This is a genomic window from Pedobacter anseongensis (assembly GCF_037482965.1).
Classification (GTDB): Bacteria; Bacteroidota; Bacteroidia; order Sphingobacteriales; family Sphingobacteriaceae; genus Pedobacter; species Pedobacter anseongensis.
Genome location: NZ_JBBHKB010000005.1, coordinates 82,205 through 100,400, shown reverse-complemented (window position 1 = coordinate 100,400; position 18,196 = coordinate 82,205). Strand labels below are relative to the sequence as shown.

Annotated in this window: 23 protein-coding genes; 5 read left to right on the top strand and 18 right to left on the bottom strand. The window is 36.0% G+C overall.

Going from position 1 to position 18,196, the window contains the following annotated elements; translation table 11 throughout:
* Positions 1-37: 37 nt before the first annotated feature.
* The gene (locus WG904_RS17315; RefSeq protein WP_339580603.1) at positions 38-544 is read right to left on the bottom strand and encodes a hypothetical protein; all 507 of its coding nucleotides are present in this window, start codon (positions 542-544) and stop codon (positions 38-40) included.
* Between the two features lie 352 nt (positions 545-896).
* Between WG904_RS17315 and WG904_RS17310 the strand changes: the two genes are divergently transcribed.
* The 3 genes from WG904_RS17310 to WG904_RS17300 are packed head-to-tail and all read left to right on the top strand — an operon-like array spanning position 897 to position 4,043.
* Complete coding sequence (locus WG904_RS17310) at positions 897-1,805, top strand: ABC transporter ATP-binding protein (protein WP_339580602.1); 909 nt, start codon at positions 897-899, stop codon at positions 1,803-1,805.
* Complete coding sequence (locus WG904_RS17305) at positions 1,798-3,138, top strand: ABC transporter permease (RefSeq protein WP_339580601.1); 1,341 nt, start codon at positions 1,798-1,800, stop codon at positions 3,136-3,138. Before WG904_RS17310 ends, WG904_RS17305 begins: the two co-directional genes overlap by 8 nt.
* A 5-nt stretch (positions 3,139-3,143) precedes the next feature.
* The gene (locus tag WG904_RS17300) at positions 3,144-4,043 is read left to right on the top strand and encodes a Ppx/GppA phosphatase family protein (RefSeq protein ID WP_339580600.1); all 900 of its coding nucleotides are present in this window, start codon (positions 3,144-3,146) and stop codon (positions 4,041-4,043) included.
* A gap of 9 nt (positions 4,044-4,052) precedes the next feature.
* On the opposite strand, the gene WG904_RS17295 is transcribed toward WG904_RS17300, so the two are convergent.
* The 13 genes from WG904_RS17295 to WG904_RS17235 form a co-directional block, all read right to left on the bottom strand.
* A complete protein-coding gene (locus WG904_RS17295; protein ID WP_339580599.1) occupies positions 4,053-4,619 on the bottom strand; it encodes a Maf family protein in 567 nt (188 codons plus the stop codon).
* Positions 4,620-4,693: 74 nt separating this feature from the next.
* The gene (locus tag WG904_RS17290; RefSeq protein ID WP_339580598.1) at positions 4,694-5,107 is read right to left on the bottom strand and encodes a DUF4890 domain-containing protein; all 414 of its coding nucleotides are present in this window, start codon (positions 5,105-5,107) and stop codon (positions 4,694-4,696) included.
* Positions 5,108-5,252: 145 nt separating this feature from the next.
* Complete coding sequence (locus tag WG904_RS17285; RefSeq protein ID WP_339580597.1) at positions 5,253-5,777, bottom strand: KdsC family phosphatase; 525 nt, start codon at positions 5,775-5,777, stop codon at positions 5,253-5,255.
* A complete protein-coding gene (gene iscX, locus WG904_RS17280; RefSeq protein WP_090992642.1) occupies positions 5,778-6,020 on the bottom strand; it encodes a Fe-S cluster assembly protein IscX in 243 nt (80 codons plus the stop codon). It lies immediately after the preceding gene.
* A 43-nt stretch (positions 6,021-6,063) separates the two neighbouring features.
* Positions 6,064-6,396 carry a 2Fe-2S iron-sulfur cluster-binding protein gene (locus WG904_RS17275; protein ID WP_339580596.1) on the bottom strand — a complete coding sequence of 111 codons (333 nt, stop codon included), beginning with the start codon at positions 6,394-6,396 and terminating at the stop codon, positions 6,064-6,066.
* Positions 6,397-6,435: 39 nt separating this feature from the next.
* Positions 6,436-7,200 carry a Rossmann-like and DUF2520 domain-containing protein gene (locus WG904_RS17270; RefSeq protein ID WP_339580595.1) on the bottom strand — a complete coding sequence of 255 codons (765 nt, stop codon included), beginning with the start codon at positions 7,198-7,200 and terminating at the stop codon, positions 6,436-6,438.
* A gap of 3 nt (positions 7,201-7,203) precedes the next feature.
* Positions 7,204-9,678 (bottom strand): heme lyase CcmF/NrfE family subunit, encoded by a 2,475-nt coding sequence (locus WG904_RS17265; protein WP_339580594.1) that lies wholly within the window; start codon positions 9,676-9,678, stop codon positions 7,204-7,206.
* Positions 9,678-10,094: a cytochrome c maturation protein CcmE domain-containing protein gene (locus WG904_RS17260; RefSeq protein ID WP_339580593.1), complete on the bottom strand. Its 417-nt coding sequence runs from the start codon at positions 10,092-10,094 to the stop codon at positions 9,678-9,680. The genes WG904_RS17265 and WG904_RS17260 overlap by 1 nt, the downstream gene beginning before the upstream one ends.
* A gap of 189 nt (positions 10,095-10,283) precedes the next feature.
* Entirely contained in the window at positions 10,284-10,934 is a 651-nt protein-coding gene (gene msrA, locus WG904_RS17255; RefSeq protein ID WP_339580592.1) for a peptide-methionine (S)-S-oxide reductase MsrA, read from the bottom strand.
* Between the two features lie 311 nt (positions 10,935-11,245).
* Positions 11,246-12,667, bottom strand: a complete 1,422-nt coding sequence (locus tag WG904_RS17250; protein ID WP_339580591.1) for a Glu/Leu/Phe/Val family dehydrogenase — start codon at positions 12,665-12,667, stop codon at positions 11,246-11,248.
* Between the two features lie 146 nt (positions 12,668-12,813).
* Positions 12,814-13,032, bottom strand: coding sequence for a CcmD family protein (locus WG904_RS17245; protein WP_339580590.1), 219 nt, complete (start codon positions 13,030-13,032; stop codon positions 12,814-12,816).
* Positions 13,033-13,034: 2 nt separating this feature from the next.
* Complete coding sequence (ccsA, locus tag WG904_RS17240; protein WP_339580589.1) at positions 13,035-13,691, bottom strand: cytochrome c biogenesis protein CcsA; 657 nt, start codon at positions 13,689-13,691, stop codon at positions 13,035-13,037.
* A gap of 51 nt (positions 13,692-13,742) precedes the next feature.
* Positions 13,743-14,408 carry a heme exporter protein CcmB gene (locus tag WG904_RS17235; RefSeq protein ID WP_339580588.1) on the bottom strand — a complete coding sequence of 222 codons (666 nt, stop codon included), beginning with the start codon at positions 14,406-14,408 and terminating at the stop codon, positions 13,743-13,745.
* 136 nt (positions 14,409-14,544) lie between these two features.
* On the opposite strand from WG904_RS17235, the gene WG904_RS17230 reads away from it, so the two are divergent.
* Both WG904_RS17230 and WG904_RS17225 read left to right on the top strand, forming a co-directional pair.
* Positions 14,545-15,027, top strand: coding sequence for a methylated-DNA--[protein]-cysteine S-methyltransferase (locus tag WG904_RS17230; protein WP_339580587.1), 483 nt, complete (start codon positions 14,545-14,547; stop codon positions 15,025-15,027).
* A gap of 64 nt (positions 15,028-15,091) precedes the next feature.
* Complete coding sequence (locus WG904_RS17225) at positions 15,092-15,601, top strand: DUF421 domain-containing protein (RefSeq protein WP_339580586.1); 510 nt, start codon at positions 15,092-15,094, stop codon at positions 15,599-15,601.
* Here the strand turns inward: WG904_RS17225 and WG904_RS17220 are convergent.
* The 4 genes from WG904_RS17220 to WG904_RS17205 form a co-directional block, all read right to left on the bottom strand.
* Positions 15,590-15,988 (bottom strand): hypothetical protein, encoded by a 399-nt coding sequence (locus tag WG904_RS17220; protein WP_339580585.1) that lies wholly within the window; start codon positions 15,986-15,988, stop codon positions 15,590-15,592. The two genes, WG904_RS17225 and WG904_RS17220, sit on opposite strands and share 12 nt — an antisense overlap.
* An 83-nt stretch (positions 15,989-16,071) precedes the next feature.
* Positions 16,072-16,407: a gliding motility protein GldC gene (gene gldC, locus WG904_RS17215; protein WP_339580584.1), complete on the bottom strand. Its 336-nt coding sequence runs from the start codon at positions 16,405-16,407 to the stop codon at positions 16,072-16,074.
* 97 nt (positions 16,408-16,504) lie between these two features.
* Positions 16,505-16,777, bottom strand: a complete 273-nt coding sequence (locus WG904_RS17210; protein WP_339580583.1) for a hypothetical protein — start codon at positions 16,775-16,777, stop codon at positions 16,505-16,507.
* The gene (locus WG904_RS17205; RefSeq protein ID WP_339580582.1) at positions 16,777-18,120 is read right to left on the bottom strand and encodes a DEAD/DEAH box helicase; all 1,344 of its coding nucleotides are present in this window, start codon (positions 18,118-18,120) and stop codon (positions 16,777-16,779) included. The genes WG904_RS17210 and WG904_RS17205 overlap by 1 nt, the downstream gene beginning before the upstream one ends.
* Between the last annotated feature and the right edge of the window lie 76 nt (positions 18,121-18,196).

Below are 18,196 nucleotides of genomic sequence, written 5' to 3'. Positions count from 1 at the left end.
ATAAAAAAGCCATCCTAGGATGGTTTTTTTATATCTGTTAAGGTCTAATCAAGTAGAAAATATTAAACGGATACTCGCTTGGTAAGTTGTTCTCTTTTTGTGCCTCCTTACTATCAATCAATAAACGATCAGTTTTTTTATTCGTAGTGTTAATTCCCAAATTTAAAACGTATGGTTCGTGGTCGCCAAGCTTCAAATAGTAGGTATCATGAATTGAATTTGTAATTCTTCCAATTTCATCAGAGAAGATTTGAAAATATTCGAATTTCCCATTTTGATAATTAAATGGTGGTCTTATGGTAAAACTTATAGCAATCTTATCCCCATTAGCAGCTTTTTTATATAATTGAATTTGATTGGCCGTGAATGAATTAGAAGTCGCGGGGTTTAATAAATCCTGATTAGCTGCATCTTTAATCGATAAATTTAAGCCCATATAAGAAATGTAACTACAAGCGCACAGGCCACCTCCGCCAATATCTTCTTTTTTACACGCTAAATTGACGGTAAACAAGGCTAATAAAATAATAATGGTTTTTTTCATCTGTAAAAAATTATTAATACTTGGCTTACTGATTTTCATTTGTATTAATGAACTCGTAAACTCAGTTTGTTTTCAATGGTGATGAAGCTATCATGATTTTTCAACGACACTATATCTTCAATGGCGTGGAAGTGGGCTAAGCCGTTTATTCATTTCCCTGTGAGTTTTGAAAAATCATGATGGTTTCATTTCGATAACTGTTAATCTTTTCGATATCAAATCATTGCTTGAACGAATACGTTACTTGCGGATGAAATGTGACAAGGAGTATATAGATAATTCCACATAATCACTTCATGTAACAAATTTCCTCGTCCAACATCTTATCTTTGCTAATGAAAACAAGAAATTTATGTTAAGTGTAAAAAATATAGTTAAACAATATGCATCTCATCGCGCCTTAGACCACGTAAGTCTGGAAGTAGAAAGAGGGAAAATATTTGGACTCTTAGGTCCAAATGGCGCAGGTAAAACTTCACTCATCCGTATCATTACACAAATTACCGCTCCAGACAGTGGTGAAGTAATTTTTAATGGAGAGCGGTTAAATTCCAATCATATTTCTCAAATTGGTTATTTGCCCGAAGAACGTGGTTTGTATAAGAAAATGGAAATTGGTGAGCAAATCTTATATCTTTCAAAACTAAAAGGGCTAAGCACGGACGACGCTACCAAACGCATCAAATTCTGGTTCGAAAAGCTCGAAATGAAAGATTGGTGGAGCAAAAAAGTGGAAGATCTAAGTAAGGGAATGCAACAAAAAGTGCAATTTGTGGCCACTGTATTACATCAACCTGAATTAATTATCTTAGACGAGCCCTTTTCAGGTTTCGACCCAGTAAACGCCGATACTATTAAAAACGAAATCCTCGAACTCAACAAGCAAGGTGCAACTTTTATCTTTTCTACCCACCGTATGGAAAGTGTTGAAGAACTTTGTGATCATATTGCATTAATCCATCACTCGAAAAAGATTTTAGATGGAAGTGTGGATGAAATTAAAGGTACTTATCGTAATAATACCTATTGGATTGAATTCGAGGGCGACTACCAACCAACTACTAATGCGATTTTCGATGTAGTGCAAACGGAAGAAGTTAAGGGAAAAACCTTAATCAAGGTGCAAATTAAACCCGAGAAAACTGTTAACGAAGCATTATCGTCACTTTTACCATACGTTTCAATAAGTAGATTAGATGAAGTAATTCCAACAATGAACGATATTTTTATAGACAAAGTTAAAGGACAAAATCATGAATAAAATCTTACTCATTATACGCAGAGAATATTTATCGAGAGTTAAGAAAAAATCGTTCATCATCATGACATTTTTAACTCCGCTATTAATTGCTGGAATTTATGGCTTAATTGGTTATTTTACCTATAAAGGAATTAAGGATACGCATGATAAAATTGCAGTAGTAAGCAAAAATACTGTGCTAAAAGAAAAATTAGTATCCGATAAGAACATCCAATACGAATATGTAACTCAATCTTTAGAAGAAATGAAAAAATCACTCCATAAAAGTGATTTTGACTATGTGCTCTATTTGCCAAACTTTACCTTACAAGCGCCAAATAATATTCAGCTTTATGGTGCAAAACAAGCAGGATTATCATTAAATAGAAGAATTTCTAATGATATTGAGGAATTAATTCGTAACCAAAAGTTAAAAGAGTCGGGAATTGCGCAAAGCGATCTTGATCAATTAAAAACTTCAGTTGATATCTCGACCAAAAAAATAGCTGAAACTGGTCAAGAGCAAGATTCGAGCGCTGGTGCAAGCACTATTATTGCCTTCATAGCTGGCATATTGATGTTTATGTTTATTATGCTTTACGGCATTCAAGTAATGCGTGGTGTAATTGAAGAAAAAACAAGTCGCATTATCGAAGTAATGATTTCTTCAGTTAAACCTTTTCAACTGATGATGGGTAAAATTATTGGCATAGCTATGGTTGGCTTAACACAATTCATATTATGGATTGTGCTTACGTTAACGATTTCTACTGTAGCAGTGAGTTTTTTCGTTAACAAAGAAGATGTTAAAAAATCAATAGCCGTTTCGCAAGCTGGTCAGGGTGCCGCTCAACTATCTCAGGGTACTTCGGCCGTTTCCATGCAACAAGGACCGATGGCAGATATACAAAAAAGCCTAGCAGGTTTAGATATTGGAAAAATCGTAACTGTATTTATATTTTTCTTCTTAGGAGGATATTTATTTTACAGCGCCTTGTATGCAGCTATCGGCTCGGCGGTTGATAGTGAAACCGAAACCCAGCAATTTATGATGCCGGTAATGATGCCGCTGCTACTGGGTTATGCGCTTTCATTAAGTGTTGTAACGAACGATCCGTACGGACCAATTGCATTTTGGTTATCGATGATTCCATTTACTTCACCAATTGCCATGGTAGTGCGTTTGCCCTATGGTGTCCCCAATTGGGAATTAGCCCTATCTATGGTTATTTTAGTAGCCGGCTTTATCGGAACGGTTTGGGTAGCTGGGCGAATTTATCGTGTAGGAATTTTAATGTATGGCAAAAAAACTACGTTCAAAGAAATGTTTAAGTGGTTTAGGTATAAGGCCTAGGACAAATGAAAGTTGCAATAATCGATTTAGGCACGAATACCTTTCATCTCTTGATTGCTGAAATTAATGGTAAAGAACCTAAGATTCTTTATAAAACCAATATACCTGTTCGATTAGGTGAGGATATAACAAAAGGAAATCGCATTATACCAATTGCATTTGAAAGAGGGATAACTTGCTTGCAGGAATTTAGGAAAACAATTACTCAATATGGTGTATATAAGATAAAAGCAGTAGCTACTTCTGGTGTTCGAAGTGCAAAAAACGGAGAGGATTTTGTAAATTCGGCAAAAGAACTAGCGGCGATTACAATAGATATTATTGATGGCGATGAAGAAGCAAACTACATTTACGAAGGTGTAAAATGGAGCGGTGCAATAACCGAAACCTCATTAATAATGGATATTGGGGGTGGTAGTACCGAATTTATTCTTTGCAATCCAAAGCAACTCATTTGGAAAAAAAGTTATAATATTGGTGCAGCAAGGCTCATGCAAGCCTTTTTCAAATCAGACCCCATAAATGAGGCCGACCAATTGATGATTACAAATCATTTAAATGAGCAATTGAAAGATTTAATAGCGATTTGTAGAATTCACCAACCTCAAGTTTTAATCGGATCTGCTGGCGCTTTCGAAACTTTCGATGCGATGATTAATAAAGAATTGGCCATTACGACTGCCAATCTAGATTATGAAGCCTATAAAATCTTGTCTTTAACTTTAATGAATGCTAACCATGAAGAAAGGGCACAAATGAAGGGATTAATTCCATTGCGGGTAGACATGATTGTGATGGCTACTTTATTGATCAATTTTGTGTTGGAAAAACTTTATATTAAGAAAATAACGCTTTCAACATACGATTTAAAAATGGGGGTATTGAGTTTGGAGTGTAAAGCGTAATGACGAATTTTAAAATCTTTTCAACTCTTCAAATAATCTTTCTGTCGGCAAACCCATCACATTGGTGTATGAGCCATTAATGCGTTGAACTACTCCTACTCCCCAATAATCTTGTATACCATAACTTCCAGCCTTATCGAAAGGTTTAAAATTGTCGATGTAAAAATCGATTTCTTCGTCATTTACTTCCCTGCAAAACACTTCAGTTCTATCAAAAAAAGAACGCATCTTATCTTCTTTAACCAGTACTACTCCAGTATAAACTTCATGCTTATTTCCTGAAAGCGATTTTAACATTTCTTTTGCGTGTGCTCGATCATTAGGCTTTCCTAAAATTTCTCCATTTAAGGCCACTATTGTATCAGAAGTAATTACAATTTTACCTGGAACATTTCCAAAAGCCTTTGCCTTTTGCTCAGCAACATACACTGCAATTTCAGGAGGATTTAAACCATCTGGATAGCTTTCGTCTACCTCTTTAAATTCAATGGTAAAGTCTAACCCCATCAATTTTAATAATTCATGTCTACGAGGGGATTTAGAAGCTAAAATAATGGGAAATTTCTGTTTGTACATGACACAAAAATAGTAAATAAACAACAAAAGCGACCCGAAGATCGCTTTTGTTGTAAATATATTGATGGACTTAACTATTTACCTCCACCACCAGCTGCTCTTTCTTTTTGCATCTTCTCTCTTGCAGCTTTTTGCTCTTCTATCATAGTTTTGTAGGCTTTTTTCTGATCATCATTTAAAATCTCAGTGATTTTAGCTTGAACTTCAGCATTAGCTTTTTGCATTTTTTCCATCATTGCAGCTCTATCACCACCACCTGCTTGCATTTCCTCACGCATTTTGGTTTGAGCAGCAATCTGTGCGGTAAAAATTGCAGTTGCTTTTGTTTTTTGATCATCAGTTAATTTTAATTTCTCAACCAACTGATCAGTTTGTCTTTTAATACGTTCTTCTGGAGTACCCCCCATACGGCCACCGCCTTGTCCTTGTGCACTAGCGAATGTTGCTACGCCGAATACGAATGCGCAAATAATTAATAATTTTTTCATGTTTTTTGTTTTTTTTAATGCTTTGAAGCGCTAATTTAATTCAGTACCTCGTTTTGGTTTTGTGATTTACGGTTGTTAGAAGCTAAAAATAGAATTAAGTTTAATCGCTCTGCGTAACTTAATTGTTGCAAATCAGCTATTAGATTTATTTAGCTGAATCAGAAGCATTTGGATTTAAATCGAACCAGTTATGTTGCACTTTTAATACCTTTTCGATTACATCGCGCACCGCAGTATCCCCTCCTTTACGCGGCGAAATATAATGTGCGATCTGTTTTATCTCGTCTACAGCATCGATGGGACAAGTAGCAATCCCAACCAATTTCATCACTTCATAATCAGGCATATCATCGCCCATATATAGGACTTGCGATGAAGAAATATTTTTTTCTTTTAGGTAACTTTCAAAAACTGGAACTTTATCCCCAACTCTTAAATACACATCTGGCAATCCTAAGTTTTCAAAACGTTTTGTGGTAGCCGGACCACCACTTCCTGAAATAATGCAAATATTATATCCCTTTTTTAGCGCTAATTGCAAGGCATACCCATCTTTTATACTAAATGTGCGCAATAAATCGCCAGATTCAGAAGCAATAGCCGTTCCATCGGTTAAAACTCCGTCTACATCAAAGATGAAAGTGGTAATATTTTTAAGATTTTCTAGCATCTATTGATTATCTCTCCACTCGTATACCCAAGCCGATTGTATTTGCTCTAAATGACCTTCGTTACTTTCTTCTCTTGTTCCTTTAAAATTTGGCAGGCTAAGTACCCACTCTATTAACTCTGTAAAGCGGATACGGTATATTTTGGCCTCGTTAAATTCGTCGCCGAACTTTTCATAAAGCTCCTGCGCAATATCTTCATGGTCGTTCCAGTATATGGGTAATGCAAATTTATCGTTGTTCATTGCTTTAGTTTGTTAATTCGTTGGTTGTTTAGTTTTTGGGATATTAATGCCCGAGGAACGCTGATTGATCAGGAATGGTGACCTCAATATCGCCATCTAATACAATACACTGGCAGGCTAATCTAGAGGTGATCTTTGGACGAACCGCACGATCAATAAAATCTTCTTCTTTATCGGAAATCTCCTGAATGTTATCCATTCCCTTATTCACGTAAATATGACATGTACTACATCCACATACTCCTCCACAGTTGTGCTGTAAATCTATCCCATTATCTAAAACGATATCTAGAACATCTTCACCAGCAGCAATTGGAAGTTCGATCGACTCTCTTCCCCACTCTTCAAAATTTATCTTTAATTTAAAAATACTCATAATTATATGCAAAAGTAAGCAGCCTAAACCGAAATCGTATTATTTCTTTGTTTTTTTAATGCTCTCACTTAATGTTTGATATATCGTTAGTAATTGCGGTTGCTTTAACAGCAATTCTTCATGTTTTCTTATGGTTTGCTCGTCGCCCCTAATCGCCGGCCCTGTTTGTACGTCTTTTGGGGATGAAAATTCCACCTTAGCCGCTGTTTCCAAAATTAAGGGCCTTAACAATTTGAAATCTAAATTATATTCAGTTACCAAATCTTCCGCTAAAGCATACAAATGATTGGTGAAGTTACATGCAAAAACGGCAGCAACGTGTAAAATTTTACGCTTTTCGCTAACTACTTCAACTACAGTATCGCTTAGCTTTTCAGCCAATTGTCTGATTAATTTTAAGGTTTCTAGACCATTTGCCTCAATGCAAACAGGAATTGTTCTAAAATTGACATGTTTTTGTTTAGAAAAAGTTTGCAAAGGATATAAAACGCCATATTTATTAAAGTCGTCTCCAAAAACACCTAAATTAACCGTACCCGAAGTGTGTAAAATCACCCCTTTAAAACCTTTCAGCTCATTAAGGATGCTCGGTATAGCATCATCCTTTATCGAAACAATACAAAAATGGGCATTTTGATCTATTTCTGATAAATGAGCAATAACAGTTGAGCCAATTTGCTCAGCTAATTGTTTTGAGTTTTCAACATGTTTACTCCAGATTTGCACAACTTCAATTTCAGCAGCTTTAAGTGCTAAAGCAAGGTGGGTGGCTACATTTCCAGAACCAACAAGTACAGCTTTCATTTATTAGGCGCTCACTTCCTTTTTCCTTCTCCATATAGACATGATGAAGCCAATTACCATTACTATCGTTCCAGCCCAATATAAATTGATATAAGGAAACTCGATAGATTTAAAAGTTACCCAATCTTTTGTTGCTTTTGGTTTTTCATATACTTGCAACTCTACTTTGTTTTGCGCAGGAATAATTTTTGTAAACCGTACCCTTAGTCCCAATTCTTTAATATTTCTTGCAAAATCAAAAGTATTGTTGCCTTTTACTAAAAACAGAGGTTCGGCAGCGAATATTCTACCACTTACATCTACTTCCAACGGTAAACCCACAGCTAAATCGCCAGGAGCCAATTTTAAATCTTTAACTACAGGCGAAGTATTCATTGGCTTAACCGTTAAAATTCCACTACTGGTGTGAATGGTATCGCCAACAGACAAGGTTAGAATGCGTGGGGCCATATAATTTTCATCTTCAGAATGTCCTTCATGATCTCCGTGCTCCTCTTTTTTATCAGGAACGCTTGTTATGTGAGTATAAATATCAGAAGTTAAAAAATGTTTCGTATCTGGCGAAGCAATTATGCCGCCCATTGCTTCATTTTCTTGAACACGGGGAGTTAAATCAAAATCTTCTTTAATCTTACCCGTTTTTTCATCAATTTCTTTAAAATTTAGCGTATAGAATGTATTTGGTGCTACAGCTGTATCACTAATATAAGTGACTGTGTACTTACCCATTTTTTTAGGTTCATTCTTATATAGCATGATATTTTCTCCGGGATTTGCCGCCTTCTCGAAACCCGCTACGGGAATATCCCTGGTTTTATTTATAGAAATCGTGTTACTTGTTGCCGCTGCAACTAGTGCACCCAACAGCAAAAGGGCAAAACCAATATGGGCAACTGCCGATCCAGCTAACTTATTGATTTTCCCACTAATACCTCCTGTTAACAAACGTGCATTGGATAAAATTGCAAATAAACAGCTAAAGGTTAAGATAATGTACATCAAATTGGTATAAATACCCGTTAAATAGGCAAAACCGGCAGTTATTACCAATGAAAATACTATCGACGACACTAAACTGCTATAAAATTTACGGGGATCGGTTCTTTTATACTTCAAAAACTGAGAAAAGCCAGAAACTAAAGTAACCAAAACAGCAAATGGGACTTGCCATTTATTATAATATTGAATAGCATTGATTGGTGGTGTAAAATTGGTACCAAAAGCTTTGTTAAATACTGGAACAGAAGTTGTAAATATAACTTGCAAACACGCTACCGTTAAAACCAGTGCACCAATAAACATCCAGAATTCTCTCGAATAGGTTTCTTCATCTTTGTGCGTAATTGGCAATTCTTTCCATCGTGTAGCCACAAAATAGACCGCAATACCCAAAAATACAACATTGTATAGGATCAAATGACCAAACATGCCCATATCGGTAAACGAGTGAACTGAAGTTTCGCCCAAAATACCACTCCGCGTTAAGAAAGAAGCATAAAGTACCAAAATAAAGCTAATAAAGATTAAGGCAATGGCAGTAAAGTATGCGTGACCTGTATTTTTAAAAGCAATCATCACGTGAACACCAGCAATAAGTGTTAACCATGGAATAATAGATGCATTTTCTACTGGATCCCAAGCCCAAAAACCTCCAAAATTAAGCGCCTCGTAGGCCCAAAAAGAACCCATGATAATTCCAGTACCCAAGATCATTACTGCAAATAAAGCCCAAGGCATCACAGGCTTAATCCACTCTTTATATCTTCTTTGCCATAATGCTGCAATTCCATAAGCAAAAGGAACAACCATGCTTGCAAATCCTAAAAATAATGTTGGGGGGTGTATAACCATCCAATAGTTTTGTAATAATGGATTTAAGCCTTTACCATCGGTAATAAATTTTAAGTAATTCTTTAAATTCTCGGGGTTGTTAAAGACCATAGGAGCCATATCCTTAATACTTCGGGCTTCTCTTAAGAGAATAAATGGTGAACTACCGATACGCTCGCCAAAAATTTCGACACCTAACAGCATAGAGGTTAAAAACACTTGAGAGAATGCAATAACAGTCATCACCCCATTTTCCCACGTTTTGGCTTTCCAGATTAAAATGACACCTAAAAGCGATTGCCAAAAAGCCCACAACCAGAAACTCCCCTCCTGTCCTTCCCAAAAAGCCGAAACAATGTAATAAACTGGTAATTCTTTAGAAGAATGGCTATAAACGTAATAATATTCGTTATTATGATTTAGGATTAAATAGAATAAGGTAACTCCGATTCCAATGATGCTAATTAAATTAAGCAAAAAACCAGCGCGACCGATTTTTGTCCACGAAAGATCAAGTTCGTTTTTATTCTTTACTGCGAAAAAATAAGCAAGGGTAGAAAGTAGCGAACCTACAAAGGCAAGCACAATAAAAAGCTGACCTATTTGACCAGGAAGGAGGTTTTCTCCAATAAAATTTGAGGAATCCATTAAGATTTATTGTAGGGTTTTACTTGGCCGTCTTTTTGAACTTCGACCAGGTTATCGTTATACTTAGAAGGGCACTTCATTAATATCTTAGAGGCATAAAAGGTATCATTTTCCATTTTACCTATTAATACAATTTTCTCAGAACGCTCAAAATCTTGAGGTTTTGTACCGTTTAAAACTACCTGTTTTACTTTCCCTTTATCGTCTTTCATAAAAAAAGCAAAATGATTAGGGTCTTTAGCTGCATCGTAGTGCATCCCTTTACTTTTTTCCCAATAGCCCATCACATGTTCTTCTTTATTTGATGTAGCGGCTTCGGTAAAATTAGAATAGGTATCAGAATCCGCATTTAAGCTCACTAAAAAGCCAATACAGATGGCAATAGTGATTAAACCAATGATTGCACTTTTCCTCATTTAAGTTTTAGTTTTAAATCTCTGACTACAAAGATAAAAAAACATACTTAGCTGAAGCATTTTGCCTAGTTGGTATTGTATATCATGACATTTGGTTGATATATTGGTTGCTTTACTAGTTCAATGGTTAATTGGTTCAATAGTTCATTGGGTTAAGCGACCTCCACAAATGAACTAATGACTAGTGAACTATTTAAACTCCTCCTTTAGCAATTCTGGAAACGCTGCCCTAAGTTTATCGATCTTTGGTCCACATACCGCTTCAACATACGGTTGATTGGGATTAAGCTTAACATAATTTTGATGATATTTTTCGGCGGGATAGAATGTTGCCATTGGCCTAACTTCGGTTACAATTTGCCCGGCATGTAATTGTGAATTATTGCTTTCAATAATTGCCTGCTCGATCTGTTTTTTTTCCTCCTCATCACTGTAAAAAGCGATTGAGCGATAACTTGTCCCAATATCAGGCCCTTGTCTATTTAATTGCGTACCATCGTGTACCACAAAGAAAACGGCCAATAATTGCTTAAAAGAGATTACTGATGGGTCGTAAATCACTTGCACCGCCTCTGCATGGCCAGTTGTTTCTGTATTCACTTCCTCATACGTAGGATTCTTAGTGCTTCCACCGGCGTAACCACTTGTGGCTTTGCTAACGCCTTTCAATTCTGAGAATCCTTCTTGCATTCCCCAGAAACATCCACCAGCGAAAACAGCAATTTTTTCTGTTCCCTTAGGCACGGTTAATTTAGCTTTCAACTTTTCTTGCGGAGAATTACCACAACCTAGGATGAAGAGCAATGGTAATGAAGTTAAGAGTAATCGTAGTGGTTTCATGATGTTATTTTATACAATATACGTTGAAAGGTGGAAACAAGTTTGTTTTTTTAAATTTTCTTACCAACTCAGCTTATTAACCATATAAGGAATATATAAGATACATATAAGTTAGGTAGTGTTTGTTTTTTCAACACATAGAAACTATCTGGTTATTTTACCCCCATAGAAACCTTAGCACACCTTAGCCTTAGGTTCTCTCGGGCGTATAGGGTGGTGAAAATAATGAGGCAAATGCATTAAATAATAAAAAAATTAAGCAAACAAAAAAGCCCAGATAAATCTGAGCTTTTCATCAAGAGTTTAATTAATTACGGCCAAATACCCAAGTTCATATAAGAAACAGCTATTTTATCAATCGAATTTACAAAAGCAGCAGTTCTTAACGTTTTAACTTGAGGTTTATTGATCCAAGTTTCTCTAATTTCTCGATAAGAATGAATCATGGTGTCTTCCAAACCTGAATTTACCAATTCCATTTCAGATGCACCCTTAACAATCATTAAGCGATTTTCTGCTGGAATTTGTTTACCGGTTAGGCTTTCTAACGTGTTAATCAAATTTGCATTTGAGTTCTCGGCATAGCGACTTTCCATACGACCAAAAGCTACGTGAGAAAGGTTTTTTAGCCATTCAAAATAAGAAACGGTAACCCCGCCTGCGTTACAATACATATCGGGGATAATCATACCTCCCATTTCTGTGAAAATCTCTTCTGCTTCTGGCGTACAAGGTCCATTTGCACCTTCAGCTATAATTTTTGCTTTAATATTGCGAATGTTGGTTACTGTAATTTGATTTTCTAAAGCAGCAGGAACTAGGATATCGCAATCTTGCTCTAAACCTTCCATAGAGTTCTTGAAATCTGTAGCCCCAGGAAAACCTAAAATCGAACCTGTATTTTTACGATGAGCGAAAACCTCGTCAATATTTACGCCATCAGCATTATAAATTGCACCTTCGAATTCGCAAATTCCAACTATGGTAGCGCCAAATTCAGCTAAAAATTTAGCCGAATGGTAACCTACGTTACCTAAACCTTGAACAATTACGCGCTTACCATCTAAACCAGCAGTTAAGCCAACCCTAGCCATATCTTCTGCAAATGAAACACATTCACGTACTGCATAAGCTACACCTCTACCTGTAGCTTCTTTTCTACCACGAATACCATGTAAAGCAATTGGTTTACCCGTAACACAGCCTAAAGCATCTAAAGAGCCCGGATTCATTGTCATATACGTATCGGCAATCCAACTCATTTCGCGCTCACCAGACCCATAATCAGGAGCAGGAACGTCGATACCAGGACCAATAAAATTCTTTTTAATTAATTCTGTAGTGTAACGGCGTGTAATGGTCTCTAATTCGGCAATTGAATAATTTTTCGGATTGATACAAATTCCGCCTTTAGCACCCCCAAATGGAACATTTACAATGGCACATTTATAGGTCATTAACGCCGCTAAAGCCATTACCTCGTCTTCGTTAACCATTTCACTGTACCGAATACCACCTTTTGTTGGACTCATGTGATGCGAATGTTCTACACGCCAAGCATCAATTACCTCGAAACCATTTCCCCTACGAATAGGAAATTGAAAACGATATACACTGTTACATGCTTTTATTTGAGCCAATAAACCTTCGGGATGATTGGTAAATTGTGCGGCACTATCAAAGTTCTTACAAACATCTTGGAAGAAACTTGTCTCGTTTGCTGTATTAGCCATTTTTTATTGTTTTATAAATTGTAGTTATCTCTTTTACGGGTGCAAAATTGCATTAAAATAAACCACTATTGCAAGTAAAATTTTGCTTAGTGTAAGATAAACACCTTAGCAAAATGGCTAAAAGATTAGGCTGATGATGTTTAAAATTAGTTTTTGTTAGCAGATTTTTTTTCTAACATTTTTAATCTTTTGTCGATTACGAAGAGATAGGTTAATAATCCAAGCAAAATGATCAAAATACAAATCACAACTATGTAAATTTTTCCACTGCTACGTAGCGCATCGGCCATTTCCACATCGTTATTTTGAGCAAACAAATTTAGGGTAGTTAGCACTAACAAAGCTAACATCAATATCTTCTTCATATTTATTGTTGTTTATACGCTAATGAACTTATTCTAAAACGGATGGTATATATCCAATAACCAATTAAAATCCACCCTAAGCAAGCTGGATAGAAAACCATTCGCATTCTACTATCTAAGTCGTACATGTTAAAACCTGGATTACCGCCATTTCCGGGGTGGAGTGAATCTTTTAATCGTGGCAAAACAAAAATGAGCACAATCATCATTGGAAAGGCAAAAATATTGTAAATAGCAGATATTTTAGCTCTTTTTTGCTCTTCATCTATCGCATTTCTTAGAATTAAGTAAGCAAAATAAAGTAAAAGTGAAATTGCCGAGAAATTTTGTTTCGGATCGAAGCTCCAAAATTCTCCCCAAGCAAATTTTGCCCAAACCATACCAGTAAGTAAACCTAAAATACCAAAAAACACACCCACATTTACACTTTCTACGGCTTTTAGGTCGTCTTCTTCACTTTGGGTTAATAATGATTTAACGCTAAAATAAATCGAATTGGAAAATAACACAATCATGGAGAACCACATCGGAACATGAAAATAAAGATTTCGTATCGATTCGTGCAGAATAGGCAACCGTGGAACGCTCATCAGCAAACCCGCAATGGTTGAATAAATTACTAAAATAGCACCAAAAATTTTCCACCAATTACTTTTCATACTTTTCAAATGTGCCAATTAGCTGATTTGCTAATTAGCTAATTAACTAATTTAATCGCGCCACAAATATGGGAATAATATTAAAGATGCGGCCATAACCATTACATTTATCACTACTAAAAGTCCAATATCATCTAAACTTACGCTTCGATCTAATCCATCAATTGCATTTTTTGCCAATTTAATCAACACAATTAGCACAGGTATAATAATGGGAAAACTTAAAATGGCCATTAACATCCCCCCGTTACCAGCTTTGGAGGCAATTGCCGAAACCATGGTAAATATGGTTGCAAAACTTAAGCTTCCTAAAATAACAGCCAAGAAATACATTAAAAAATCTATGTCTTTTGGAGGATCGAAAACTAAACAATAAAATAGCAAGGCGACCAGTGTTACACCTATCATCAATAAACTATTGTAGATAGTTTTAGCAATGATCAGGGCAATCGGACTTACAAGTGTATACATATATAAATGTCGGCCCCTACTTTCTTGCAAAAAACTTTTGGCCACTGCATTAATCGATGCAAACAGCATGATAATCCAAAACAAGGCGTTCCATGTTAATTTTTCGGGCATGGAAATGAAAGACATATAACAAACAAAGACTGTAGAAACCACGTATAATAAAACGCCATTGAGGGCGTATTTTGATCGCCATTCTAAACGCATTTCTTTTTTTACGAGTTGTTGAACTTGATTTGCTAAGCGCATTCGGCAAAGATAAACAAAGAGATGGAAAGTTTTTAGTTCGAAAGTCTGTGAAGAGCAAGATTGATTGCCTAATCTATGGGTCTTCCCGCCTTTCTGACTTTCCGTCTTTCAAAAAAAAGAAGTAAATTGCCTTTCCATGAAAAAATTCCGCAGCATTTTAAAAAGTCCGATAGGAGATATTACTATTATTGCTACTGATGAAGTGGTAATTGTTATTTCGTTTGGAGAAAAAAACACGGAGGGTTTGAAAGAAAATTCCATCAGCCGTTTAGCGGCAAGGCAGCTAGAAGCTTATTTTGAGGGTAAATTAAAAGATTTTACATTTCCAATGGAACAAAGCGGAACGGAATTCCAGCAAGAAGTGTGGAGAAATTTATTAAAAATACCGTATGCAGAAACGGTCTCGTATGCTAAATTCTCAGCAAATAAACCTCTGGCTATCCGTGCTATCGCTGCAGCAAATGGAAAAAATAATTTGGCAATTGTAGTTCCTTGTCACCGGGTAATTGGGAGCGATGGAAAATTAGTGGGTTATGCTGGCGAGTTATGGCGCAAAAAATGGCTTTTACAGCACGAGCGAGAAGTGGCTCAAAAAGGCCAGACAGAGTTAAAATTTTAGCATGAACCCGACATAATGAATTATCAAAGGCTCCATCTAACCGATTAAGAAAACAAGAAACCCGATGAACCCTTATCTTGATATTGCACTTAGAAGTTTAGCTGTTTATGCATTTATGCTTATTGCTATTCGGTTAACTGGAAAAAAAGAATTTTCTCAGTTAAACACTATTGATGTTGTATTAATTTTATTAATCAGCAATGCCGTACAAAATGCAATGGTGGGCAATAACACTAGTTTACTAGGCGGGTTGGCAGCAGCAGCGGTACTTTTTATATTAAACTATCTACTTAAAAGAGCAATGTTTAAAAGCAGTTGGGTTAGGGAACTTATTTCTCAACATCCCGAAATACTGATACACGGCGGAAAACTTAATTTTAAAAAACTAAGTCAGTTAGGCATTAGCGATGATGAATTAAAGGAAGCCATGCGTGAACATGGCATTGAACATTATAAGGATGTAAAATTGGCCATTTTTGAAGTTGATGGCAATATCAGCATCATTAGCGGCAATAAAGAATTAAAGCAAACCCACTATAAAAGAAGGAAGCAACATAAAGTATTAAAATTTTAATCTTTCTTTTTTAACGCTTGTTAGCAATAATAACACCCCTACTAAAAGCACAATCCACCCCCATTGGTAGTGAATGGTTTTTGCTAATAATTTATCAAAAAACTTAGATTCAAAATAATGATTTGATTTGAAATATACCGCAGCTGCCATTAATAAGCTCCAAATAAAAAGTACGAACGACATTAATCTAAATGCACCCAACTTTCTAACAAACAAGCAAAGTCCAGCAATCCCAATTATGGCAAAGCTGATTATAAATAAGCTTTGATCGGTTTGATATAACACCCAATTTCCTTTAAATGGCACTTTAATCATAGGGCAAACTGTGATTGCAATTACGGTTAATAGGAGACCGATATAAGCATTTATTTTATTAACGATGAGCATGATAATTTGGAGTTTGGAGGTGTGAGTTTTAAGTGGTAAGTTGTAAGTGAATTGACTCAAGACTAATGACTCGAGACTCTGGACTATTTCCTTGTATCAATTCCCATTTTTTCGGCAAAGTGTGCGCAATAATCACGAAGGTCTTCTACAATATTTTCTTCGCCTGTGGCTTTTAAAAAACTATCGCCCATCGTTTGCAAGGTCTCATAAAAAAAACGTTTCATTTCGTCTACCGGCATATCTTTTGTCCAAAGATCAATTCGCATTGAATTTTTATAATTATGATCCCAAAGAGCCAATATCATCGATTTTACGGGTACTTGATCTTTGCTTTCTGCATCTGTACTTTCCCAAAGTATATTTTCGGGCATATTTTGATCGTCTAGTTCGACGGTAATTTTTATTTCTGCTTTCCTCATACTAGGACTATAGGATTATTAGATTATATGGATTTAAGTTGGCCAAATAGCGATACAAAGATGTGATTTTACAAATGATTTTTAAATTCTTATCGTTTTACTTTTGTAATAATAAAAAAATAATGATGGTTAACGAAATAAAACTTAGTTCTACAAACCAAACTCTTTTTAAATCTTTAAAAACAAATCTGAAAATTAGATCGGTAACGATAGAAACTAAAATTAAGCAGCCTAAGATAATTCTATATAATGGCTCCATACCTACTTTAATGAGCAAACCTCCCGAATTGTAACTAAAAAAGCTGAGCGCCAAGAACACCAAGCCCAATGAGGTCACAACATTTAAAGGGGTTATTCTTAACTTCTTCATCACTTCTTCTTATCAAAACGTTTTTTGTTTTTAAATACTTTTTGCTTGTGAGCAGTAGCTCTCGCTTTATCCCTTTCTCGTTGTTCGATCACTTTAGCATTTTTCTTTTCATGAAAAGCACCTTTAAAATCTGGGTCGTCTTTACGTTTTTGTAGATCAATTTCCTTGGCAATATATTGACGTTCATTGTAAGGTGTTTCTTCGATAAAAACTTCTGTCGGAATTTCTACTACTGGGATGGTTTGCCTGATTAATTTTTCTATTTTACGGATGTAATATTTCTCGGCCTCGGTACAAAAAGTAATGGCATCGCCCTTAGCAAATGCACGGCCTGTACGACCAATCCGATGCACATAATCTTCGATAATAATGGGCACATCGAAGTTAATTACATGACTAACTTCACTCACATCAATCCCTCTCGATGCCACATCGGTGGCAACGAGCACTCTAATATTTCCCTCTTTAAAACTATTTATGGAGTTAATACGGGTATTCTGACCTTTATTTGCATGAATTACCCTCACCGTTTCTTCACCAAAACGACGCACTACGAAGCTAAAAATATTGTCGGCAACTGCCTTCGTTTTGCAAAAAATAATGAGGCGATTAAAAACCTCATCATCTTTTAATAAATGTTGTAGTAAGTTAATTTTGGTTTTAAAGTTTGGCACTTCGTACAAGATCTGAGTTACTGTTTGCGCTGGTGTGGCTTGTTCAGAAGCTTCGATTATAGTGGGATGTTTTAAGAAATCGCCAGCAATTTTCTGTACCAAATTGCTCATGGTTGCTGAAAAAAGCAGGTTTTGACGTTTGCGAGGCACAACTTCAAGAATTCTATGAATAGACCCAATGAATCCCATATCCATCATTTTATCAGCCTCGTCTAGCACTAAAAACTGTAAATATTTTGTATTAAGATCACCTGTTAAATAAATATCTAAAAATCGGCCTGGAGTAGCGATAATAATATCAACTCCAGCTTTTATCTGTTCTTTTTGGGTCTTCGGACCAATTCCGCCAAAAATCACAACCGAACGTAAATCGGTATAGATGCTAAATCGTTTCACTTCCTCGGCAATTTGCATAGCCAATTCTCGTGTCGGAGCTAAAATCAAGGCTCTTGCAGCATCACCTTGTGCATATTTTAGCTTCATTAACATTGGCAATACATACGCTGCCGTTTTTCCTGTTCCTGTTTCTGCAATTCCACAAATATCCTGACCAGATAATACCGGGGCAATGGCTTTTTCTTGAATAGGCGTGGCAACAGTATATCCTGCGTCGGCTACAGCATTTAATAGCTGCCTATTTAGGTTAAATTCTTCGAATGATTTTGCCATAAGACGCAAAGATACGATTTTAGTCTGGAGTCGTTAGTGCTAAGTCTGGAGTCTTCATGGTCTTACGACTAAAGAC